This is a genomic window from Photorhabdus antumapuensis (assembly GCF_020387775.1).
In the GTDB taxonomy this organism is placed as follows: domain Bacteria; phylum Pseudomonadota; class Gammaproteobacteria; order Enterobacterales; family Enterobacteriaceae; genus Photorhabdus; species Photorhabdus antumapuensis.
This window is the reverse complement of the sequence record NZ_JAHZMK010000011.1, coordinates 13790-35102: the sequence shown is the minus strand read 5'-3', so window position 1 is coordinate 35102 and position 21313 is coordinate 13790. Positions and strand designations below refer to the sequence as shown.

General features: G+C 42.9%; 24 protein-coding genes and 1 tRNA gene. 13 read left to right on the top strand and 12 right to left on the bottom strand.

Annotated elements, in window-relative coordinates; translation table 11 throughout:
* Positions 1–20: 20 nt before the first annotated feature.
* Positions 21–677: a prepilin peptidase gene (locus tag KZ793_RS03275; protein ID WP_225813492.1), complete on the bottom strand. Its 657-nt coding sequence runs from the start codon at positions 675–677 to the stop codon at positions 21–23.
* A 271-nt stretch (positions 678–948) separates the two neighbouring features.
* On the opposite strand from KZ793_RS03275, the gene rsmE reads away from it, so the two are divergent.
* The 4 genes from rsmE (at position 949) to ruvX (ending at position 3733) form a co-directional block, all read left to right on the top strand.
* Positions 949–1680, top strand: coding sequence for a 16S rRNA (uracil(1498)-N(3))-methyltransferase (gene rsmE / locus KZ793_RS03270; RefSeq protein ID WP_225813491.1), 732 nt, complete (start codon positions 949–951; stop codon positions 1678–1680).
* A gap of 9 nt (positions 1681–1689) precedes the next feature.
* The gene (gene gshB, locus KZ793_RS03265) at positions 1690–2640 is read left to right on the top strand and encodes a glutathione synthase (protein WP_225813490.1); all 951 of its coding nucleotides are present in this window, start codon (positions 1690–1692) and stop codon (positions 2638–2640) included.
* Between the two features lie 109 nt (positions 2641–2749).
* Entirely contained in the window at positions 2750–3313 is a 564-nt protein-coding gene (locus KZ793_RS03260; protein ID WP_225813489.1) for a YqgE/AlgH family protein, read from the top strand.
* Entirely contained in the window at positions 3314–3733 is a 420-nt protein-coding gene (ruvX, locus tag KZ793_RS03255; protein WP_225813488.1) for a Holliday junction resolvase RuvX, read from the top strand.
* Positions 3734–3794: 61 nt separating this feature from the next.
* On the opposite strand, the gene KZ793_RS03250 is transcribed toward ruvX, so the two are convergent.
* Positions 3795–4832 (bottom strand): type IV pilus twitching motility protein PilT, encoded by a 1038-nt coding sequence (locus KZ793_RS03250; RefSeq protein ID WP_225813486.1) that lies wholly within the window; start codon positions 4830–4832, stop codon positions 3795–3797.
* A gap of 21 nt (positions 4833–4853) precedes the next feature.
* Between KZ793_RS03250 and KZ793_RS03245 the strand changes: the two genes are divergently transcribed.
* The 5 genes from KZ793_RS03245 to hemW are packed head-to-tail and all read left to right on the top strand — an operon-like array spanning position 4854 to position 8706.
* Positions 4854–5549 carry a YggS family pyridoxal phosphate-dependent enzyme gene (locus KZ793_RS03245; protein ID WP_225813476.1) on the top strand — a complete coding sequence of 232 codons (696 nt, stop codon included), beginning with the start codon at positions 4854–4856 and terminating at the stop codon, positions 5547–5549.
* Between the two features lie 25 nt (positions 5550–5574).
* Complete coding sequence (proC, locus tag KZ793_RS03240; RefSeq protein ID WP_225813474.1) at positions 5575–6396, top strand: pyrroline-5-carboxylate reductase; 822 nt, start codon at positions 5575–5577, stop codon at positions 6394–6396.
* An 18-nt stretch (positions 6397–6414) separates the two neighbouring features.
* Positions 6415–6963: a YggT family protein gene (locus KZ793_RS03235; RefSeq protein WP_225813472.1), complete on the top strand. Its 549-nt coding sequence runs from the start codon at positions 6415–6417 to the stop codon at positions 6961–6963.
* Between the two features lie 26 nt (positions 6964–6989).
* Entirely contained in the window at positions 6990–7583 is a 594-nt protein-coding gene (locus tag KZ793_RS03230; protein WP_225813470.1) for an XTP/dITP diphosphatase, read from the top strand.
* The gene (gene hemW, locus KZ793_RS03225) at positions 7576–8706 is read left to right on the top strand and encodes a radical SAM family heme chaperone HemW (protein WP_225813467.1); all 1131 of its coding nucleotides are present in this window, start codon (positions 7576–7578) and stop codon (positions 8704–8706) included. The genes KZ793_RS03230 and hemW overlap by 8 nt, the downstream gene beginning before the upstream one ends.
* Before the next feature lie 552 nt (positions 8707–9258).
* On the opposite strand, the gene KZ793_RS03220 is transcribed toward hemW, so the two are convergent.
* The 5 genes from KZ793_RS03220 to trmB all read right to left on the bottom strand — a co-directional run bounded on the left by KZ793_RS03220 (position 9259) and on the right by trmB (position 13130).
* A complete protein-coding gene (locus tag KZ793_RS03220) occupies positions 9259–10209 on the bottom strand; it encodes a siderophore ABC transporter substrate-binding protein (RefSeq protein WP_225813465.1) in 951 nt (316 codons plus the stop codon).
* A gap of 117 nt (positions 10210–10326) precedes the next feature.
* Positions 10327–11049, bottom strand: a complete 723-nt coding sequence (locus KZ793_RS03215; protein WP_225813460.1) for a YggN family protein — start codon at positions 11047–11049, stop codon at positions 10327–10329.
* A 28-nt stretch (positions 11050–11077) separates the two neighbouring features.
* On the bottom strand, positions 11078–12004 hold the full coding sequence (gene glsB, locus KZ793_RS03210; protein WP_225813458.1) for a glutaminase B: 927 nt from the start codon (positions 12002–12004) through the stop codon (positions 11078–11080).
* 80 nt (positions 12005–12084) lie between these two features.
* The gene (locus tag KZ793_RS03205) at positions 12085–12411 is read right to left on the bottom strand and encodes a YggL family protein (RefSeq protein WP_118988143.1); all 327 of its coding nucleotides are present in this window, start codon (positions 12409–12411) and stop codon (positions 12085–12087) included.
* On the bottom strand, positions 12411–13130 hold the full coding sequence (gene trmB / locus KZ793_RS03200) for a tRNA (guanosine(46)-N7)-methyltransferase TrmB (protein WP_225813456.1): 720 nt from the start codon (positions 13128–13130) through the stop codon (positions 12411–12413). The genes KZ793_RS03205 and trmB overlap by 1 nt, the downstream gene beginning before the upstream one ends.
* A gap of 241 nt (positions 13131–13371) precedes the next feature.
* Between trmB and mutY the strand changes: the two genes are divergently transcribed.
* From mutY to KZ793_RS03180, 4 genes are all read left to right on the top strand, one after another.
* Positions 13372–14412, top strand: a complete 1041-nt coding sequence (mutY, locus tag KZ793_RS03195; protein WP_225813454.1) for an A/G-specific adenine glycosylase — start codon at positions 13372–13374, stop codon at positions 14410–14412.
* A 30-nt stretch (positions 14413–14442) separates the two neighbouring features.
* The gene (locus tag KZ793_RS03190; protein ID WP_225813452.1) at positions 14443–14715 is read left to right on the top strand and encodes an oxidative damage protection protein; all 273 of its coding nucleotides are present in this window, start codon (positions 14443–14445) and stop codon (positions 14713–14715) included.
* 63 nt (positions 14716–14778) lie between these two features.
* Entirely contained in the window at positions 14779–15852 is a 1074-nt protein-coding gene (mltC, locus tag KZ793_RS03185) for a membrane-bound lytic murein transglycosylase MltC (protein ID WP_225813450.1), read from the top strand.
* A 160-nt stretch (positions 15853–16012) separates the two neighbouring features.
* A tRNA-Phe gene (locus KZ793_RS03180) sits at positions 16013–16088 on the top strand.
* Positions 16089–16480: 392 nt separating this feature from the next.
* Here the strand turns inward: KZ793_RS03180 and KZ793_RS03175 are convergent.
* The 5 genes from KZ793_RS03175 to KZ793_RS03155 all read right to left on the bottom strand — a co-directional run bounded on the left by KZ793_RS03175 (position 16481) and on the right by KZ793_RS03155 (position 21285).
* A complete protein-coding gene (locus KZ793_RS03175; protein ID WP_225813448.1) occupies positions 16481–17482 on the bottom strand; it encodes a tyrosine-type recombinase/integrase in 1002 nt (333 codons plus the stop codon).
* A 94-nt stretch (positions 17483–17576) separates the two neighbouring features.
* Positions 17577–19097 (bottom strand): conjugal transfer nickase/helicase domain-containing protein, encoded by a 1521-nt coding sequence (locus KZ793_RS03170; protein ID WP_225813446.1) that lies wholly within the window; start codon positions 19095–19097, stop codon positions 17577–17579.
* Between the two features lie 82 nt (positions 19098–19179).
* On the bottom strand, positions 19180–19359 hold the full coding sequence (locus tag KZ793_RS03165) for a hypothetical protein (protein ID WP_225813444.1): 180 nt from the start codon (positions 19357–19359) through the stop codon (positions 19180–19182).
* A 142-nt stretch (positions 19360–19501) separates the two neighbouring features.
* Positions 19502–20215 (bottom strand): N-6 DNA methylase, encoded by a 714-nt coding sequence (locus KZ793_RS03160; protein WP_397443569.1) that lies wholly within the window; start codon positions 20213–20215, stop codon positions 19502–19504.
* Between the two features lie 149 nt (positions 20216–20364).
* Complete coding sequence (locus KZ793_RS03155; protein WP_225813440.1) at positions 20365–21285, bottom strand: DUF1281 domain-containing protein; 921 nt, start codon at positions 21283–21285, stop codon at positions 20365–20367.
* Positions 21286–21313 lie beyond the last annotated feature (28 nt).

The following is a 21313-nucleotide window of genomic DNA, read 5'->3' as shown; positions in this document are numbered from 1 at the left end:
TTTCAGCTATCGGGCGCCATTCACGATACCCCATCTATTCCCAATAAGTGCATATAGATCATTATGACCGCAGAAATGGCTATATATGGACCAAAAGCAACAGACTTTCGGTAATCTTCTCGTATTCTCCACATCCAAAAGTACCCAATAAGACCAAACAATGAGGATAAAAACATTAATAAAGGAATTGCACCAATCCCCAACCAGGCACTCACCGCCGCCATTAACTTAAAATCACCATATCCTAATCCTTCTTTATGACAAATTATTCTGAATAACCAATAGAGCGACCATAAAATCAAATAACCCGCAATCGCACCTGTCACAGCTTGTTCGATAGGTACAAAAGTTTGATTCAAATTCAATAGTAATCCTAACCATAAAAGTGAATAATTTATTATATCTGGCAATAGCTTAATTTTTATATCAATAAAAGAAAGTATAATTAGCATCCAAACAAATATCAAAACAACATATAAATGAAAATTCAATGGAAAATAAATCATAAAGATAGCAGTTATAAACAGAGTCACCAACTCAACCTGAAAATAACCAAAAAATATTTTTTCATATCCATAAATAATTTTAATAAATAGCGATATCATTTTATTCAAAGTTATTCCGGACACTATTCCAACAAAAATAGCTAAAACAATAACCTTAATATTAAAGTCCACTTAATAAAACACCTCCAAATTAATTAAATAACAAAATAAATATTCATTATGTTTTTGGCATAAAAAGATAATAATAAACACCACTACTTTAAAACAACAAAATAAATATAAAACAGTCAAATTAAATATAAATATGCGAGCAGACTCGCAACATTTATCCAGAGATAACAATCTGTATCGAGATAGCTTGATAATTGGATTAAGCCTCCCTTATCATACCCTCCATTATTTACTGCTTTATGTATATACCCCGCAGGAAGGAAAGAAAAACATGCGTATACCCCGCATATATCACCCGGAATTACTCTCATCGAATACTGAAATTTATCTGAGTGATGAGGCGGCTAACCATGTTGGGCGGGCACTCAGAATGAGTCATGGCCAACAGTTGCAATTGTTTGATGGCAGCAATCAGATCTTCAACGCTCAGATTACCGAAGCTAGCAAAAAATCTGTCAAAGTACATATCAACAATAGCGAACTTGCCGATAATGAATCACCACTTAATCTCCATCTGGGGCAAGTCATATCCCGCGGTGAGAAAATGGAATTCACCATTCAAAAATCTGTAGAATTAGGGGTAAATATTATTACGCCTTTAATTTCTGAACGCTGTGGTGTAAAGCTGGATGGAGAACGGCTGGCTAAAAAACTTCAACAGTGGCAGAAAATTGCTATTGCTGCCTGTGAGCAGTGCTGTCGTAACCGTATACCTGAAATTCGCCCAGTGATGCAACTTGAGCACTGGTGTGCGGAAAATGATGGCAGTTTAAAATTAAATCTACATCCACGAGCCAGCCAAAGCATCAATACCCTGCCTTTACCTGTAGAAAAAGTGCGTTTACTGATCGGCCCGGAAGGTGGATTATCGATAGATGAAATTGCCATGACAGCTAATTACCAATTTACTGATATCCTATTAGGACCACGGGTACTGAGAACAGAAACGACAGCGCTCACCGCAATTACTGCATTACAAGTGCGTTTCGGCGATTTGGGTTAAGGAGAAAGAATGATCAAACTCGGCATAGTGATGGACCCTATTTCATCCATCAACATCAAGAAAGACACCAGTTTTGCCATGCTATTAGAAGTACAACGTCGCGGCTGGGAACTCCATTATATGGAGATGAGTGATCTCTATCTGCACCAAGGGGAAGCCCGCGCACGTACCCGCCTATTGCAGGTAGAAAACCATCCACAGCAATGGTATCAATTCGATAGAGAACAAGATCTGGCACTGGAAACATTGGATGTCATCCTGATGCGTAAAGATCCACCATTTGATACCGAATACATTTACGCCACTTATATTTTGGAACGCGCGGAAAAGAAAGGCACTCTCATTGTCAATAAACCACAAAGCCTACGCGATTGTAACGAAAAACTCTTCACAGCCTGGTTCCCTGATTTAACACCAGATACATTAGTAACTCGCAATGCCGCCCACTTACGTGAATTCCACCAGAAACATGGTGATGTCATCTTTAAACCACTAGATGGTATGGGCGGCGCATCAATATTCCGCCTAAAAAAAGATGACCCAAACGTTGGCGTTATTATTGAAACCCTAACGGAACATGGCAATCGCTTCTGCATGGCGCAGAATTTCCTACCAGCGATAAAAGAAGGCGATAAACGGGTATTAATTGTCGATGGTGAGCCCGTTCCTTATTGCCTGGCTCGTATCCCTGCCCAAGGTGAAACCCGTGGTAACCTTGCTGCGGGTGGCCGTGGTGAAGCTCGTCCACTTTCAGAAAGTGACTGGGCTATCGCCAGAGCTGTTGCTCCAACTTTGCAAGAAAAAGGGTTAATCTTTGTTGGTCTGGACATCATTGGAGACAAACTGACTGAAATTAATGTCACCAGTCCAACCTGTGCACGCGAGATAGAAGCCGCTTTCCCTGATATTTCAATCACTGGCATGTTAATGAATGCGATTGAAGAACGATTAGAGAAATAAAAAATTCTTTTTGCAAATTTGCCTGTCAGGGTTTGTCATTTATACTTTTAGCCCACATACTGTTGGGCTAAATAATCCTTACATAGCTAGGTTAATTACTAGAAAAAAAATGAATCTACAGCACCATTTTCTTATCGCCATGCCTTCATTATCTGATCCCTATTTCAAACGTTCAGTTATTTACATATGTGAACACAATGAAAATGGGGCTATGGGATTGGTGATAAATAAACCTATCGAGCAAATCTCCGTTCGGAAAGTTTTACAAAAGCTGAAAATATCACCAGAAGATCGGGATGAAAGTATCAATCTAAACAAGCCTGTCATGACTGGTGGCCCACTTGCTGAAGATCATGGTTTTATATTGCACACACCAAAACCAGGTTTCAGTTCAAGTATCAAAATTTCCGATGACACAATGATCACCACCTCCAAAGATGTCCTTGAAACCTTGGGTACACCACGTCAACCAAAACAGATATTGGTCACGTTGGGGTATGCCAGTTGGGAAAAGGGTCAACTTGAAAAAGAGATAATGGAGAATAGCTGGCTAACAACAAACGCTGATCCACACATTATTTTCAACTCACCCATTGCGGACCGCTGGCATGAAGCTGCATCTTTACTCGGAATCAATATCTATAATATTGCTCCACAGGCGGGACATGCATAGATGAATAACCGTACAATAATGGCCTTCGATTTTGGCACCCGCAGCATCGGCGCAGCCATTGGACAAGAAATCACGGGCACTGCCAGAGCATTAACCTCGTTTAAAGCCACAGATGGTATCCCCAATTGGGGGCAAATCGAAAAATTACTTAAAGAATGGCAGCCTGATCTGGTTATCGTTGGTCTTCCCCTCAATATGGATGGCACTGAGCAATTAGTCACAGTGCAAGCACGTAAATTTGCAAACCGGCTGCATGGCCGGTTTGGCGTACAAGTTCAACTCCAAGATGAACGCCTGACAACTGTTGAGGCCCGTGCTCATCTGTTTGACCGAGGTGGTTATAAAGCCTTAAATAAAGGAAAAGTAGATGCTACTTCCGCTGTTATTATACTGGAAAGCTGGTTTGAACAGCGCTATTAATAGCAATCAAGTAACAGTAACAGTGATCAATTAACAGCAGCCGTATAACCGCGATTCGCGATTAACCGATAGCATTCTTTTTGATCTTCCTCTCTGTCTGCTCTGCCAGTAATCCCTGTAATTCACGCTGCTGCCAGCCTTGCTCATAGGTTTGCATCCCACTGGCAGCGCCCGTCTGCATAAGCGTTGTTATTTGATGATTTTTTCCTTCTCGTATCAGATGACTCACTGCCTGATTAACTACCAATACTTCATATACAGCAACTCGTCCCCCTCCCTGGGCAGAGACTAATTGCTGTGCTATCACAGCTTTCAGGCTGCCTGCTAACTGGCTACGTACCCACCCTTTTTCTTCAGCGGAGAAAATATCCACCAGCCGGTCAATTGCCTGTACAGCACCTCTGGTATGCAAAGTCGACAATACCAAATGCCCAGTCTCTGCCGCAGTTAACGCCAAGCATATTGTCTCCTTATCCCGCAACTCACCCAACAACAATACATCAGGATCTTGCCGGAGAGCCCCTTTTAACGCTTCCTGATAACTGGGCGAATCCAATCCAATTTGTCGCTGTTGTATCAGACAATTGCGGCTGTGGTGGATAAATTCCACGGGATCTTCCAACGTAATGATGTGCTGACAACTGTGGCTGTTCAGCATATCCACAATGGCAGTTAACGTTGTCGACTTCCCACTGCCTGTAGCACCTGTTATCAGGATCAACCCACTCTCTTCCCGCAAAGCCATCTCACGGATAATTTCAGGTGCTTTTAGCTGTTCCAGAGTTGAACACTGAGAGTGAATTAAACGCAAAACGGCTGACAACCCGGAATGCTGACGAAAGATGTTGCCTCTCAATCGTTGGCCATTTTCTGTCTCCAACGCAAAATCCACATGTCCACTAGTTAATAGCTGTTGTCGCTGATTGTCTGATAAAAACTGCCTACTCCACTCTTCCAGCAATAGATTATTTACAGATGGCAGTTGAGTTTGCGGACAAAGCACTCCATTTATACGTAATACAGGAACTTGCCCAATACAAAGATGCAGATCTGAAGCATTATGCTTTACACTAAGGGCCACTAGCTTACCCATATTCATTTTTTAATCTCCTGAGTCACCATGAACAATATTGAACAAAATTTACAAGATGTCAGGACCCACATAGCCATTGCCACACAGAAATGCGAACGCGTTCCAGAAGAAATTACCTTGCTTGCAGTCAGTAAAACCAAACCTGTGGAAGATATCGAAAAAGCAATCGCTGCCGGGCAACGACAGTTTGGTGAAAATTATGTGCAGGAAGGTGTAGAAAAAATTGCTTATTTTGCAAATCGTAATGATTTGATATGGCACTTTATCGGTCCGTTACAGTCTAATAAAAGCCGTTTGGTGGCAGAAAATTTTAACTGGTGCCACACCATTGACCGCTTAAAAATAGCACAACGCCTGAACGAACAACGCCCGGAGGGAATGGAACCGCTGAATATTCTTATTCAAATAAATATCAGTGATGAACAGAGCAAATCAGGTATTCAACTTGATGAACTATCAATGCTGGCAGCCGAAGTGAATAAACTGCCGAATGTAAGGCTCCGTGGTTTAATGGCAATCCCGGCACTAGAACCTAACTATGAACATCAATTAGTGGTTTTCAGGAGAATGGAACAAGCCTTCCTTAACCTGAAAACGAAATATCCTCAAATAGATACTCTTTCAATGGGGATGACTGATGATATGGTTGCCGCTATTAATTGTGGTTCCACATTAGTACGAATTGGAACAGCAATTTTCGGTGCACGCCAGTATCACAATTAACCATTTCAATGCTACGAGGTATTCAATGGAGAAACGTAAAATTACCTTTATTGGTGCAGGTAATATGGCTCACGCCATCATAGCTGGATTAGTAAAAGGAGGGTACCCTGCTGAACTGATTAATGTCTGCGCACCAAGTACGACTCGCCGTGATGCACTAGCAAAAGAGTATGGCGTTAACAGCGGTAGTGACAATATTCGCTACGCACAGGAAGCCAACGTTGTTGTTCTGGCGGTAAAACCGCAAGTGATGGCAGATATTTGTCATCCTCTGAAAGAAAACGTAGATTTCAGTAACAAGCTGGTTCTATCTATCGCCTCAGGCATTTCCGTTGCACGTTTTGATGCTTTATTACAAGACAAACTCAATATTGTCCGTATCATGCCAAACACGCCGGCATTGGTTGGTCAAGGGTTAAGTGGATTATTCGCATCTGAACAAATCAGCCAGTCTGACCGTGACTTCACTCAAGCATTAATGAACAGTGTCGGTAAAACCTACTGGGTAAAAGATGAAAACGGCATCAATGACATTATCGCTTTAGCAGGCAGTGCGCCCGCTTATTTCTTCCTATTTATGGAATCAATGCAACAGGAAGCAGAACGTTTAGGTTTTGATAGCCAAACAGCCCGTGAAATTGTTTTGCAAACGGCAATAGGTTCTGCGGCACTGGCCGCATCAAATGTAGATCTCCCTTTTGCAACCCTGCGTGAACAGGTAACATCTAAAGGCGGTACTACTGCGGAAGCATTACATGTTTTTTATGAAGGCAAATTGCCAGAAACCGTATCCAACGCTATGCAGGCGGCTATTCGCCGGGCACAGGAAATGGAAAAACAATTTTAATTTTATCAAGGCTGCTAAATGCAATTTTTAACCTTTATTCTGTTCACAGTTCTGGATTTATACATCGCTGTTTTATTACTTCGTGTATGGATGCAATGGGCTCGTTGTGATTTTTATAACCCATTTGCCCAATTTATTGTGAAAACAACTCAACCGATCGTTCGACCATTACGCCGAGTTATACCGGCTATTGGCTCGCTCGATACTGCCTCCATTGTTATTGCTTACATTCTGGTATTGTTTAAATTAATCACGCAACTTTGGTTCAGTACCGGTGCAGTTGCCTTCCTCACACTTTTTATCCCTATCGGGTTAATCGAATTGCTGACAGCAGCGGGTAAACTGGTATTTTGGTTGGTGCTGGCACGAGCTCTACTAAGCTGGATAAGCCAGGGACGCAATCCGATTGACTATGTTCTCATGCAACTGACAGAACCATTGATGGCACCTATCCGTCGTATTATTCCAACAATGGGCGGCCTTGATTTTTCAGCAATGATTGTCATTTTGATCCTCTACGCACTGAACTATCTTCGTGCTGATGTTCTCTCATGGCTGATACAGTAAATAAGAATTAAATTGGGTTCAAAATAATGCAAAAAGTCGTTCTGGCAACCGGCAACCCCGGAAAAGTTCGTGAACTAGCACAATTACTGGCTGATTTTGGTCTGGATATTGTTGCTCAAACTGAGTTAGGCGTAGATTCAGCCGAAGAAACCGGGCTGACATTTATTGAAAATGCCATTCTTAAAGCTCGCCACGCCGCACAAGTTACCGGCCTACCGGCAATTGCAGATGACTCTGGTCTATCCGTAGACATCCTTGGCGGTGCTCCAGGTATCTATTCGGCCCGCTATGCAGGTGAAAACAGCACCGATCAGCAAAATCTAGAAAAACTGCTAGATGCGATGAAAGATATTCCTGATGATCAACGTCAAGCTCAGTTTAACTGTGTGCTGGTTTATATGCGCCACGCGGAAGATCCAACACCACTGGTATTTCATGGTCGCTGGCCGGGAATTATCGCACGTAAACCTGCCGGTAACGGTGGGTTTGGTTACGATCCCATCTTCTACATACCGGAATTAGGCTGTACTGCGGCTGAATTAACTAGTGAACAGAAAAATGCCGTTTCACACCGTGGTCAGGCACTAAAGATGATGTTGGATACACTACGTAATGCTTAAGCTCCCACCACTAAGTCTTTATATCCATATTCCATGGTGTGTACAAAAGTGTCCTTACTGTGATTTCAACTCTCACGCCTTGAAAGGTAATGTTCCGCACCAGGAATATGTTGACCATTTATTGGCAGATCTGAACGCAGATCTGCCAATGGCCAATGAACGGGAAGTTACCACTATCTTTATTGGTGGTGGAACCCCTAGCCTGCTTAGTTCACAGGCCATGCAACAATTACTGGATGGCGTTCGCGATCGCCTACCGGTATCACCGCAAGCTGAAATTACTATGGAAGCCAATCCGGGTACTGTGGAAGCCGATCGCTTTAGTGGTTATCAGCAAGCGGGTATTAACCGAATATCCATTGGCGTACAGAGTTTCAGCCCGGATAAACTGGTACGGCTTGGCCGTATTCACGGACCGGATGAAGCCAAACGGGCAGCACGTTTAGCTGCTAGTCTGGGGCTACGCAGTTTTAATCTGGATTTGATGCATGGTTTGCCGAACCAAAGCCTTGATGAAGCGCTGGATGATTTACGTCAGGCAATTGCGTTATCACCACCGCATCTTTCATGGTATCAGTTGACTATTGAGCCTAATACCAGCTTTGGCTCCCGCCCTCCCGTTCTGCCCGACGATGATGCTTTATGGGATATCTTTTCACAAGGTCACCAATTGCTGACAGCAGCAGGTTATCAGCAATATGAAACTTCTGCTTACGCCAAACCAGGCTATCAATGCCAGCATAATCTCAACTACTGGCGCTTTGGAGATTACCTTGGTATTGGCTGTGGCGCTCATGGAAAAATCACATTTGAAGATGGCCGTATTCTGCGTACAGTGAAAACCAAACATCCTCGTGGATATATGCAAGGGCGCTATCTAGATAAACAGAATCAGGTAGAAAATGAAGATCGGCCATTTGAATTTTTTATGAACCGATTCCGTCTACTAGAAATGATGCCAAAACAAGATCTCAGTGATTTCACCGGGTTATCTGAGGTCTCAATTCGCACTCAAATTGAACAAGCCTTGGCCGCAGGTTATCTCTCTGAAACAGCAACACACTGGCAAATTACGCAGAAAGGTAAACTGTTCCTAAATTCATTATTGGAACTATTTCTCTAGCACAAAAATTGCCTTCGGAAAATTCAGCGTCACAAAGATCATCTTGTGCATAAACTCGTATACCGCTATTGGTTTCAAGTTTATTTACAATACATTGCCCCTCACTGAACTTTAGTAGGGGCTCCCCATTAGACGGTAGCGACTGATTGCCTTTCTGAAAAATTGCACTTATTAGTCGAATCCGCCACAGAAATATATTTATCATTTCTTAATAACGATATTAGTTTTCACACTATATATTATAACAAATTAAAGTTCTATTTTATGAATAAATAAGACATTATTTCGAATAGAAAAATTTATCTATCTTTTTAATTATTAATGCTAGAAATACGAATAATAAACTCACTATTTATAGAATAATACACCCACCAGGCAGGATGTGAACACAATAACCAAACGACAAATCATTGCTGTACGATAGTAACTTCACTTAAACCAAAAACCTGACAGCCACCAGCATAAAATAACCGATAACTGTCAGACCAAACCTAAAACAATCTATTGTGGAACTTCAATCACTGTTCAAATTCAAAATGGCACATGACCTGATTAAAGGGCATCAGCCACCGCATTAACTTGTGCTGATAGGCTCTCCAAACCACCGCCAGACAAATACCACAGATCAGACTTCAGATAAGTAATTTTGCCATTCTTATACGCTGAAGTAGATTTCACTTTATCATCTTCAAACTTCGCTTTATCTAGCTTACCGGCACCAATTGCTTCGCTGCGGTCAATAATTAAAATCACATCTGGATTAGCCTTAGCGATCATGTCAGAAGTCACTACAACGCGTTTGGTTTTACCCTTACCAGCAGGAATAGGTAATTCCGCTTTCCGTGCTTTAACCACGTCATACACTACGCTCTGGTTATTCATCATTAGTTTATCTGCGTTATGTAACAATACTAAAACTTTTGCATCAGAAGATTTAGCTTTATCCTGAGCTTTAGCAATGGTTTTCTCCAACTCAACAATCTGATCTTTCACTTCACTCTGTTTACTAAATAATTCACCTAATAACGTTATGTTACTTTCAACTGAAACCAGATAATTTTTGCTATCAGCTCCCAAATTAATTGTCGGTGCTATTTTTGACAGATTTTCATAGAAAGAACCTTGACGGCCGGTAATAACGATTAAATCAGGTTTAATTTGCGCCAGTTTTTCCAGATTTGGCTCTTTCATCCCCCCCGCATTTTCTAACCCTTTAGGCAGGCTATTACGGAGATATTCAGGCGTATTACCAGTAGGTAATGCCACAACCCGATCTGACAGACCTAATTTAACTAATGAATCATAAGTACCGAAATCAAATGAAACAACTTTCTGAGGATTCTTTTTGACCTCAGTTTCACCGGAAAGGTGCTTAACTGTGACCTTATCATCAACCTGAGCTGTAACTGCATTTGGTGTGAATACAGCAGATTTCTGACTAAATGCGGAATGGCTTGCAACAGCAAATAACGATACCAGAACGACAGGAATTATCTTTTTCATATATCGCACTCCAAGAAAGAATATTTAGTAAGCATTTGCATTCTAGGTAGCGAAAAAAATATGTCAATCCAAATAAGAATCAATTTCAAATTGATTCTTATTTGTGATTATTAGCAACTATTTAATAGAATTCAGTAATTCGATTCTTTGTTGCTCAAGGCCGCTGACCTTACCACAAACCTCTTTGCCAAAACGCTGGAAATCTTCTTCCTGAGTTTTCCATTCAGCTTTCAAATTATTCTGCAACCCACCTAAGCTACCAAACAAAGATTGCAATGCCTGATTATTATCACCATTCAAACTGAATTGTTTATTACCAATCTCATTAATGCTGTCTTGTAACACTCCACCAAGGCTCTGTTCAATTAAGCTACGGCTCTCTTTTTCAACCTGCTTAATCGCCTGATGATGAAATGCTATACCCTCTGAGCGGGTTTCAATAATTCGGCTTATCTGTTTATTAAGCCCTGATTCAAGATCAGACAACCGGTTACGAACATTGCTATCCTTACCGATAGTATCTACTACCACTTTATCCAAGGATTTACGGGCCATTATCAGATGTTTTCCGGTTTCTTGTTTAATCCAGGGCAAATCCTGCCGCAAAGCCCGCTGATAACGTTGTGCTTTCTGACGCTGTTCTGTATTTAAACTTAAGTTCTTACCATCACGAATTACTGAGCCATCAGGTGAAATCTGGAGATTGCCACTTGCCCCCACAACCTGAACTGATTGAGAAGTAATAATAATGTCATTCTGTGGATTTACCTGGCATTCATAACCTGCCTGAGCCTGAGTAACAAATAGCAAAGATGCAGCAATAATAATTTTGCGTAACATGTTTTCTCCTAAGAAAATCACCTGAGAGTTAAAAAATAGATCGACCAACACGATCGGCTAACAGTTCTAGGGCAGCACAACCGGCTAAAGAGTTCCCCGATCGATCTAATTCCGGTGACCAAACAGCAACAGTAAGCTCTCCCGGCACGACACACACGATCCCACCGCCAACGCCCGATTTTCCTGGCATACCAATTCTGAATGCAAATTCACCGGAACCATCATACATACCACAGGTCATCATCAGTGCATTAATCTGCCGGGCCTGACGTGGACTAAGGATTCGCTGCTCAGAACCTATCGTACTCCCCTGATTAGCCAAATAAATAAAACATTTGGCAAGCTCAATACAGTTCATTTTCAAAGAACAATAATGAAAATATGTTTGCAGTACTGCGAGCACATCGTTATCGAAATTACCGAAGGATTTCATCAGATAGGCAATCGCTGCATTGCGGTGAGAATGTTCCATTTCAGAACGGGCAACTTTGCTGTCGTAACAAATATCAGGACAACCAGCAAGTTTACGCACCACTTCCAGCATACGCTGTTTAGGTGCACTCAATCGCGACTGCAACATGTCACATACAATTAATGCCCCCGCGTTAATAAAAGGGTTACGGGGCTTGCCTTTTTCCAGTTCCAACTGGACTAATGAGTTGAATGGCTGACCAGAGGGCTCTTGCCCGACCCGTTGCCAGATCTCTTGTTCCTGATAACGCGTCATGGCTAAAGTCAGACTTAATATTTTAGAAATAGATTGAATCGAAAAACGCTTCTCAGCATCTCCGGCATGAAATATCTGCCCATCGATGGTACAGATAGCTATTGCTAGGTTATCAGCAGGAACTTCCGCTAGTGCAGGAATATAATTTGCCACTTTCCCTTGGCCAATCAGGGGACGAACTTGCCGCAAAATATCCGACAATAACGTATTAGAGAACGTTGTACTCACTGATTTTACTCCTGACAGGGGCACCTATTAAAGGTGCCCCTGTTGTTATTCACTCAGGCTATTTTACAGCGATATGTTACTCAATCCCACCAAATATCAAACAATTCAGAGGTCATAACATCTTCCATACCGCGATCCTTCAACCATTTTTCAACCAATTGGCGGTGTTCTTCTGTACACATACCAATTTTTTGTAAACAGATTAGGCCGTCCCAATGCAGATAACCGCTGGCATCCAATGCTAAGCCATTGGATTCAATCAGCTCATCAATAAATGCATCCACAGTGCTATCGATAACATCTATAGGTGTATTAGACGGGAAATTCCACTTAACAGAAAAACCCAACTCTTTAAATTCATCAATATGCATCTTTTTACGCAAACGACGACTGCGGTTTTTAGCCATTACTTAATCCTCTTAAACATTATGTCCCATACGCCATGCCCCAACCGCTGACCGCGCAATTCAAATTTCGTTATCGGACGTGAAGATGGACGCGGCACATAATTACCATTTTCAGACAAATTAAGGTAATTATCTACGCCATTCATCACTTCCAACATATACTCAGCATATGGCTGCCAGTCAGTCGCCATATGGAATACGCCACCCACTTTCAACTTGCTTTTTATCAGTTCCACAAATGGTGGCTGTACAATCCTGCGTTTATTATGACGTACTTTATGCCATGGATCCGGAAAGAAAAGCTGTACCATTTCCAAACTATTATCCGGGATCATGTTTTCCAGCACTTCAACCGCATCATGGCACATCACCCGCAAGTTACCGATGTTTTCATCCTCAGCGGAAGCCAGACAAGCGCCGACACCAGGTACATGAACTTCAATGCCAAGAAAGTCTTTTTCTGGATTCTGACTTGCCATTGTGACAAGTGATGCCCCCATGCCAAAGCCAATTTCCAGCACCACAGGGGCTTCTCGCCCAAAAAGTGCTCCCAGCTCCAGTTTTTCTGCCTGATACTCAACACCTATTTTTGGCCAGAGATCATCAAGTGCTTGTTGCTGACGATTAGTTAACCGGCCCTGACGACGAACAAAACTCTTAATACGGCGCAACGCCCTACCATTTTCATCAAACTCCGGCGAAATTACGTTATTTATCATGGTATTTCTGTCAGTTTTAAAGGCATTTATTCAGCCGTTTATGGCTGCTTCACCAGCAAACCACCTAAAGAGAGCGCATTATCCAAAGATGGGCGATTTTAGCAAGTCCGATAGTGATAAGTACAATTTTAATACTAAATTGCGTAGCGCTGTGAAAACAAAGTTCCGGTTTACAGCGAGGTTACACTATGTTGCAATCCTATTCACGAAACACTGATTTTCCCTAAAGACAATTATCCCAATGATGGAAGCAAAGCAATTCTCCACAGTGGTACTAGATTGGTACCATCGTTACGGTCGTAAAACCCTGCCCTGGCAACTGGAAAAGACCTCTTATCACGTCTGGCTTTCAGAAGTGATGTTGCAACAAACTCAGGTTGCGACGGTCATTCCCTATTTTCAACGTTTTATTTCACGTTTTCCCGATGTGACTTCACTTGCCGCAGCCCCACTTGATGAAGTCCTTCATTTATGGACCGGCCTTGGTTACTACGCTCGCGCTCGTAATTTACATAAAGCAGCACAACAGATTGTGGAACGGCACCAAGGTAAATTCCCGACAACTTTTGAAGATGTTGTTGCTCTACCTGGCGTTGGCCGTTCAACAGCAGGTGCAATCCTTTCACTTTCTCAAGGTAAACATTTCCCAATTCTTGATGGCAACGTTAAACGGGTATTGGCCCGCTGTTATGCCGTGGAAGGTTGGCCTGGTAAAAAAGAGGTTGAAAGCAGCCTTTGGCAAATCAGCACCAATGTAACGCCGGTACAAGAGGTGGAATATTTTAATCAGGCGATGATGGATTTAGGCGCAATGGTTTGCACTCGCAGCAAGCCGAAATGTGAAATCTGCCCATTAAATCAAGGATGTATTGCTTACGCTAACCATAGCTGGACAAAATATCCAGGTAAAAAACCTAAACAGAGCATTCCTGAGAAAACAGCTTATTTCCTGCTGATGCAGAATAATGATTCTGTCTGGCTAGAACAGCGCCCACCAACGGGGATCTGGGGTGGTTTGTTTGCGTTTCCTCAGTTTGGGAGCATGGATTTATTAAATGGCTGGCTAGAACAATCAGGTATTTCTCACAGTAAACACGAACAACTTACCGCATTCCGCCACACATTTAGCCATTTTCATCTAGATATTGTGCCGATAAAAATAAATATTTTATCCTTTACTACCTGTATGGATGAAAATAAAGGACTTTGGTATAACTTACAGCAACCCGCGACTGTTGGGCTGGCAGCGCCAGTTGAATATCTATTACAACAACTGAGTTGAATTCCATACTCACTATTTTGAGGATTGATTATGAGTAGAACTGTTTTTTGTACTTTTTTACAGCACGAAGCCGAAGGGCTGGATTTTCAGCTTTATCCGGGCGAATTGGGCAAACGCATTTTCAATGAAATTTCCAAAGAAGCGTGGGGACAATGGATGAGCAAACAAACCATGCTGATCAATGAGAAAAAACTCAGCACCATGAACCCGGAAGATCGTAAATTGCTTGAACAGGAAATGACTAAATTCCTGTTCGAAGGTCATGATATTCAAATTGATGGATATACCCCACCAGAAAAATAATATTTAGCTTTCATCAGGGCCACTGGCTCTGATGTTGTATTCAACACCAGATGGCAATGTAAGATGAAAAAACTGTTAGCACTGTTTGTTATTGCCCCAATTCTTGTTTCCTGTACCAGCAACAAAAATAGTGAATACCGCGAAGAATATATAAAAGATACCAATGGTTTTGACATTTTGATGGGCCAGTTTGCTCATAACATTGAGAACATTTGGGGGTTGCATGAAGTATTAATCGCAGGCCCAAAAGATTACGTTAAATATACCGATCAATACCAGACCCGCAGCCATATCAATTTTGAAGCTGGAACGATCACGATTGAGACAATTTCTCCAATTGACCCCACAAGTTATTTACGTAAGGCCATTATCACGACCTTATTAATGGGTGATGATCCAGGTTCCGTTGATCTCTACTCTGATACTAACGATATTCAGATCAGTAAAGAACCTTTTCTTTACGGACAAGTCATGGACAATAACGGCCAACCGATTCGTTGGGAATGGCGAGCAACACACTTTGCAGATTATCTGATTACCAACAAATTACAAAAACGCCAATCCGGTTTACATGTTATTTGGTCTGTCACTATACAACTGGTACCAAACCATTTGGACAAACGTGCTCATAAATATCTGCCACTGATTCGTCAAGCTTCTATTAAATATGGCATAGATGAATCCCTGATTTTAGCAATTATGCAAATAGAATCCAGCTTCAACCCCTATGCGGTCAGCCGTTCTGATGCACTTGGGTTAATGCAAGTTGTACAACATACTGCTGGCCGTGATGTCTTTAAGATAAAAGGTAAATCAGGGCAACCAAGTCGTAGTTATCTATTTGATCCAGAAAATAACATTGATGCTGGTACAGCATATTTATCAATATTACAAAACAGTTATCTGGTTGACATCACTAATGCAACATCTCGCCGTTACGCAGTAATAACGGCTTACAACGGTGGTGCAGGTAGTGTATTACGAGTATTTTCTAGCGATAAGAAAAAAGCGGCTCAAATTATCAATAAAATGGCACCGGGTGACGTTTATGAAACCCTGACAACCAAACATCCATCGGCAGAATCGCGTCGCTACCTGATGAAAGTCAATACTGCCCAGAAAAACTACCATCATTAAAACATTAAAATATTAAGAAAATAACGGAGAGCCATTTTTCTATTCTCCGTTATTATTTTACCTATATTTCTAGTCAATCGAATAATTTCAGAGCACAAATCACTATTTCCAAAGAAATCTATTGACGGGCTCTACCAAATACGGTTTAATGCGCCCCGTTGCCCGGATAGCTCAGTCGGTAGAGCAGAGGATTGAAAATCCTCGTGTCGGTGGTTCGATTCCGCCTCCGGGCACCAATTCAAAGTGCGCTTGTTGGGAGATGAAAGTAAAAACTCAATGGGCAACCAATACAAGAACCCGAATGTATAACTGTAGTTAGTTTAGCTTTTCAGTACTTCAATATTGAATTGAACATAAGGGTTGCCAAGCTAGGATACCTAAAACTTTAGGTGTCCTTTTTGCTTTGGAACGCAATAGTTACAAGTTCTATTGCAACTGTCAAGCAGCCCAAACCAAAATCAACGAATTAATTAACACGATGTTGTAATCGGTTCTTCAGATTTCCTGATTGGTTAGAAGAAGGTTAATTCTGGGAGACTGCATCAGTTCAAAAAAATTCCCCATCTTGCAACAGGGAATTATTTATGTAGAAAAAGGCAAATTCAGACAACAGCGAGAATATTCTGTTTTATCCGATTAGCATTTCGCCTCTTTCTGGCTCAACATCAATATACAGCATCAACTCACGCTCCAGCGCGCGCCCGGCAATATCCAGATTGATATCAATATATTCCATCGTTGTGGCAATACTGCGATGGCCCAGTAATCCACGCACCATTTGCAAATTACGATCAGGCGCTTTCATCAGTTCAGTTGCCAAAGTATGCCGGAAACGGTGGGGACCCACATCAAATCCACACTCCTTTGACAAACGACGAAAGAATGACTTTATCGTCTGTAATTGATCAGTTTCACTTCCTCTGTCTGTTTTGGCGGTAAAATAGTTCACACAGAACAGGGGATCACTGGGTTTTGCCCCAGCGGCTTGCGCACGTTCCAGCAAAATCTCCAGCCGCGGATACAACCATTTCACCACCGGCACCTGGTGTTCATAATGGTTCTTACTCCCCTCAGAGCAAAGAATAATCCGGCGCTCATCCAGGTCAATATCCCCGAGCCGGATATGTAATAACTGATTTTGCCGCATCCCGGTATAACGCAACGTATCCAATACCGTCAGCCAGTACCAGGTCGGATATAATGCACAGCGGGCACGATGATTATCCCCTGTCCGTCGTTCCCGCTCTTCAAATTGCCCCATCGTGAGATACAAGGTTGTCAGTTGTTTTTTGGTCAATGTTTTCTTTTTATTTTTGTTCTCATTAACCTCTACACCAATAAATGGGTTTTCCGTTTGGGGCAGTATTTTTTCTTCTATCGCCAAATTAAACACTGACCGCATATGCGCAATCTTACTGTTCCAGGTCACCCCTTTCAGTCCGCGCTGATGCAACACATATCTGCGCCACGCCAGGACCTGCTGTCGGGTTACCTGAGCAGGCCGATTGTCGGCACCTGCAAACACCTGGAATGTATTCACCACCTTGCGATAACTCGACTCAGTAGCCGGTCGCAAGATTTTGGCAAAAAAATATTCATCCAGCAGGTTATCCCAGGTCATACTGTCCATCTCTACTTCCTCACTTCATCAATTTAAAAACCCATTGCGGGGCGCGAAAAATAACGCATGGTTATTATAACACATTGTTATTAAAGATACTTTCTCAGGAAATCATTAGAAAAGGGCTATCCTCGGGTACAGGACTACCACGGTAAAGCAAAGTACTTTTGATTAAGTAGCCATGAACACGTTGATAGGAGCCAATCCGATCGGCAGAATCATAAAGATGACAACAACAAAAACACTTTCCACGACTTACTCGATGTCGTCCCAGCCGCTCAAATGCGGTTTGTACCCGCTTCCATTTTTGGCTAACCTCTTTGCCATCAGCCTGTTTTTTCTCACTAAGAAACTGAAAGAAAATAGCCGGCGCACTCACAAACACAAAGCCGCCAACCAAATGTATCCGGGCTTTCGGCGTATTAATACTCATACCCCCATGCATTAAGCCAACGGACAACCAGTCCCAGAACTGCTCTCCAATACAAGATGTCTCAATAGCATTTTCATGATTCTGCCATGTTGTCTGAACAGCGTGTTGTGAAGGCATTGACGTGTATGGCAGTGCGATCTCCGCTTCACTCACCATAACTTGTTCTGTGACTGTGGTGGCAACATTCATCCCCATTAATGACAATAGCTGCTGCGTGCTCCCATCCGGTTGCCTCCCCTTCTCCGGCGTGACTGTCATAGCAGTAAAGAGAGGCTCATCAACAGGCTTCACGGCTGATGAAACAATTTTAGTCATCGTGTTATCTTCCTGCTGTATCTGAGAGGACAGAACACTTTCCATTGCGGTTGATAAAGGCGTAGCAGAAACATCGGGATTTCCTGAAACAATAACTTGCAATGATGCAGCCGTGACAGATAATATTTCTGATATTGTCGGTGCACCGGCTTTATTCAAAGCTTCTGTCATTATCTGATTTATTGCGTCATCTTCCTTCATCTCACCGGATAGAATACAAAACAGCGAAGGCAAGGCATTAGGTACCGACGCCAGCCAGGTCAATGCCTTAGCCGGCAGCAATCGCCCGGCGAGTAACACCCCAAAATGACAGGCAACCCTCATCGCCACTGGGGGAGTTTTGAACCGGAAACGATACGCCCCCTGCGGCACAGCCAGCCCAGGGTACCAGGGTTGGCCTTCATCCAGTTCACCGTCAAAGTTTGCCAAAACAGGCAAAAAATGAAATAACGCAGCGTAAAACACCACCGTGTTCCATATCACACTTTGTGCTGCCTGCGTCTCAGGCGCCACACCCGGCGGTAACATCTGCCCTTTCGCCAGACGTACGGCAAATGCAGTACATTGCAACGTCACATCAATTAATCCTCCCAAACGAGCATAAGGTCCCTGCGGTGCCGCCGGAAGTTGTTGCATCAATGCCACACACTCATGTAATGGGGCCAGCCACAGCGTCTGATAGCGTGTTTTGGATAATGCGCTATTGTCCCACAGACACTGTAAATACTGTCGTCGCCGGGAAGTATCCAGCAATAGCCTGGACTCAGACGGCAAAAAGTAGCCTGCTTTGACCGTTTGTGGGATGGCGGCGGATTGTGGAAGTGGCTTTTTTCCTGTGGATGCTCCTGCCAGCAGGATTTTAATTTTTTTCAACACGATTAATCTCCCCTATTTTTCCTAAAACCCTAATACATCCTCTGACAGGGACAAGGCAAAACTCTTTTTCCGGGAATAAAAATTAATCGATAAAAACAGCACGCAATGATTCAAACGTGTCCAATTCAGTCACAGGTAAACGAAGCATGTATCCGGTTATTTCGTTGAATCCGCTACGATAAGTACAAAAGGCAAGAACTTTATTCAATGAGGGATCATGCAAGAAAGGATTAAAGAGGAAAATAGAATGTGTCCAGTGCATCTGGGAAGCACTATCGATTCAGACTAAAACACGTCAGGGATGAACCCAATAACCTCAGTCGGTTTATTTTGCCTTTCCGTCCTGTTGGATAAAAACTCCGGCCCAAGAGCCGGAATTTGCTTAATCAAGTGTCTCAAACCGTTTAAACCTCATACTGCTGACGATTTTTCCTGAGACGACAAGGCCAGTTTCCCAGCCAATGTACCGGAGTATACATGACCCGATGACGTTCATTCGTCAGGGCATCACCTATCACCACCTCCCCAGGTATCCCCAATAGAGAAAGCTGGATATAGGCCATCGAAGCCGCCACGACATCAATATCCACACAGGATACCCACATATGCTGAGCAGGATTATAACCTGACATTTTCAACACTTCCGCTGCCGCAATAACCATACAACCCGCACCACAAGCTGGCTCATATAAGGTGAAAAAGGGCTGCTTCGTTAAGCGTTGCTCGACGTCACTCAACTGCATTTTCGCCATTACCAAGCTGATGGGCCAGGGAGTAAAGAATTGCTTCAGGTGTTTGTTGCCCAGATTCAATTGCATAAAAACACCGCCAAGAAAATCATGGGCTTCAAATTCCAATCCCATCATGACATGTTCAAGCAGTTGAGAAAACCGGCTAACATCTTCCGGCTTATAGTGTTTGATGATTTGCCGATATCCTTGCTCCAGCTTACTGTCCGGGCAGACTGCATTATGCAGACTAATTGCCGCACATTGTACAAAATCATCGAATACTCGGTTACGATAATAATAACGGGCAGTTTCATTAAACAAGGTAATAAACGCTTTTTTATGATCAATCAAGACAGACAAAACATGCTCCTGGAAAACGGGGAACATGTCCCACCAAGGGATATATTCCCCCTTGTGGGTAAATAGCCGGCGTAATATCCGCCGGCAGTCGCGTTATCAGACGCTCAGGCAAACCTGAACTTTTTTATGTCAATTCACCCCAGGGAATTTCCCTGCGGGATAACACTGTCAGCGCACTAACAGCCGTCATGTGAAATATTACCGAGAATGTAGGCTGGACCTATCACCTTACGGATACCGTCTTCCTCACCAAACTCCAGCTCATCAACTTTACCTTCTTCCCACTGCCCATTCCGGTATTTGTCGTAACCACAAAAGCCACAGACATCCTCAAAATAATGGGTGATATGGCAGTGATATTGTCTGGATAAAGGAACCATGATTTTTTCATACCACGGCTCCCAAGGTGCTGCATCAAAACTCCCGGTTAAACTGCCATCATCATTGTGCTTCCAGGCTATTTCATAACCTCGCGGCCGTACCATATCGTACAATCGGAAATACAATTCATGAGTTGTCTCGTGATCCCTTAACAATCCGCCGCAAAATCCATTGATTTCACTCGCAAGATGGGTCGGTATCAGCAGAAACAAGTCACAAGGCACCGTCTCTGTCAGCCGATCATCAAGATGAGACCACAGCATTTCCGTGTCACGTTCTCCGCTCCAATCAACCAAACCGAACCAGTCACAGGACTTTTGGTTAAATAAAGCCATGATGGTTTTCTGCGCTGCCGGGAGCAACGTCTCCCATTTTCGCTCGGCCAGACCACTTTGTTGGTATAGCCTGTCAATCTGTTGGCTGGTGACTTCATCAAGCGCAACATTCTCTTTTAACAAGGCCAGCCATTGCTCAAATGCCCAATTTTCCGGTGACATTTCACCCACTCCACTCGCTACCAGCGCTGGATAAAGTGGGTAATCTATTGTTTCAGTCGGTTGCAGAAGACCAGCACAGCCCGCGACAAACAGCTTAATACTTTGATGGATCGCCTGCCCGTAATAGGGAATTTTGTCTCCCAATCCCCATTGTCGCAGGGCATCCAGTTGGTCAGGTTGGCCAGTGATATTCAAACGATTGGCGTACCACTTCGACATAGTAAAACATCCTCTTTTTTACCTGAAA

Excerpts from the sequence above, each read along its gene's own strand:
- rsmE (WP_225813491.1), top strand. The coding sequence starts at position 949 with ATGCGTATACCCCGCATATATCACCCGGAATTACTCTCATCGAATACT.
- KZ793_RS03175 (WP_225813448.1), bottom strand. The coding sequence starts at position 17,482 with ATGGACAGTATGACCTGGGATAACCTGCTGGATGAATATTTTTTTGCC.
- KZ793_RS03205 (WP_118988143.1), bottom strand. The coding sequence starts at position 12,411 with ATGGCTAAAAACCGCAGTCGTCGTTTGCGTAAAAAGATGCATATTGAT.
- KZ793_RS03260 (WP_225813489.1), top strand. The coding sequence starts at position 2,750 with ATGAATCTACAGCACCATTTTCTTATCGCCATGCCTTCATTATCTGAT.
- hemW (WP_225813467.1), top strand. The coding sequence starts at position 7,576 with ATGCTTAAGCTCCCACCACTAAGTCTTTATATCCATATTCCATGGTGT.
- KZ793_RS03190 (WP_225813452.1), top strand. The coding sequence starts at position 14,443 with ATGAGTAGAACTGTTTTTTGTACTTTTTTACAGCACGAAGCCGAAGGG.
- KZ793_RS03155 (WP_225813440.1), bottom strand. The coding sequence starts at position 21,285 with ATGTCGAAGTGGTACGCCAATCGTTTGAATATCACTGGCCAACCTGAC.
- gshB (WP_225813490.1), top strand. The coding sequence starts at position 1,690 with ATGATCAAACTCGGCATAGTGATGGACCCTATTTCATCCATCAACATC.
- mutY (WP_225813454.1), top strand. The coding sequence starts at position 13,372 with ATGATGGAAGCAAAGCAATTCTCCACAGTGGTACTAGATTGGTACCAT.
- KZ793_RS03245 (WP_225813476.1), top strand. The coding sequence starts at position 4,854 with ATGAACAATATTGAACAAAATTTACAAGATGTCAGGACCCACATAGCC.
- KZ793_RS03165 (WP_225813444.1), bottom strand. The coding sequence starts at position 19,359 with ATGCACTGGACACATTCTATTTTCCTCTTTAATCCTTTCTTGCATGAT.
- proC (WP_225813474.1), top strand. The coding sequence starts at position 5,575 with ATGGAGAAACGTAAAATTACCTTTATTGGTGCAGGTAATATGGCTCAC.
- KZ793_RS03215 (WP_225813460.1), bottom strand. The coding sequence starts at position 11,049 with ATGTTACGCAAAATTATTATTGCTGCATCTTTGCTATTTGTTACTCAG.
- KZ793_RS03235 (WP_225813472.1), top strand. The coding sequence starts at position 6,415 with ATGCAATTTTTAACCTTTATTCTGTTCACAGTTCTGGATTTATACATC.
- KZ793_RS03220 (WP_225813465.1), bottom strand. The coding sequence starts at position 10,209 with ATGAAAAAGATAATTCCTGTCGTTCTGGTATCGTTATTTGCTGTTGCA.
- ruvX (WP_225813488.1), top strand. The coding sequence starts at position 3,314 with ATGAATAACCGTACAATAATGGCCTTCGATTTTGGCACCCGCAGCATC.
- KZ793_RS03250 (WP_225813486.1), bottom strand. The coding sequence starts at position 4,832 with ATGAATATGGGTAAGCTAGTGGCCCTTAGTGTAAAGCATAATGCTTCA.
- KZ793_RS03230 (WP_225813470.1), top strand. The coding sequence starts at position 6,990 with ATGCAAAAAGTCGTTCTGGCAACCGGCAACCCCGGAAAAGTTCGTGAA.
- trmB (WP_225813456.1), bottom strand. The coding sequence starts at position 13,130 with ATGATAAATAACGTAATTTCGCCGGAGTTTGATGAAAATGGTAGGGCG.
- mltC (WP_225813450.1), top strand. The coding sequence starts at position 14,779 with ATGAAAAAACTGTTAGCACTGTTTGTTATTGCCCCAATTCTTGTTTCC.
- KZ793_RS03160 (WP_397443569.1), bottom strand. The coding sequence starts at position 20,215 with ATGTTCCCCGTTTTCCAGGAGCATGTTTTGTCTGTCTTGATTGATCAT.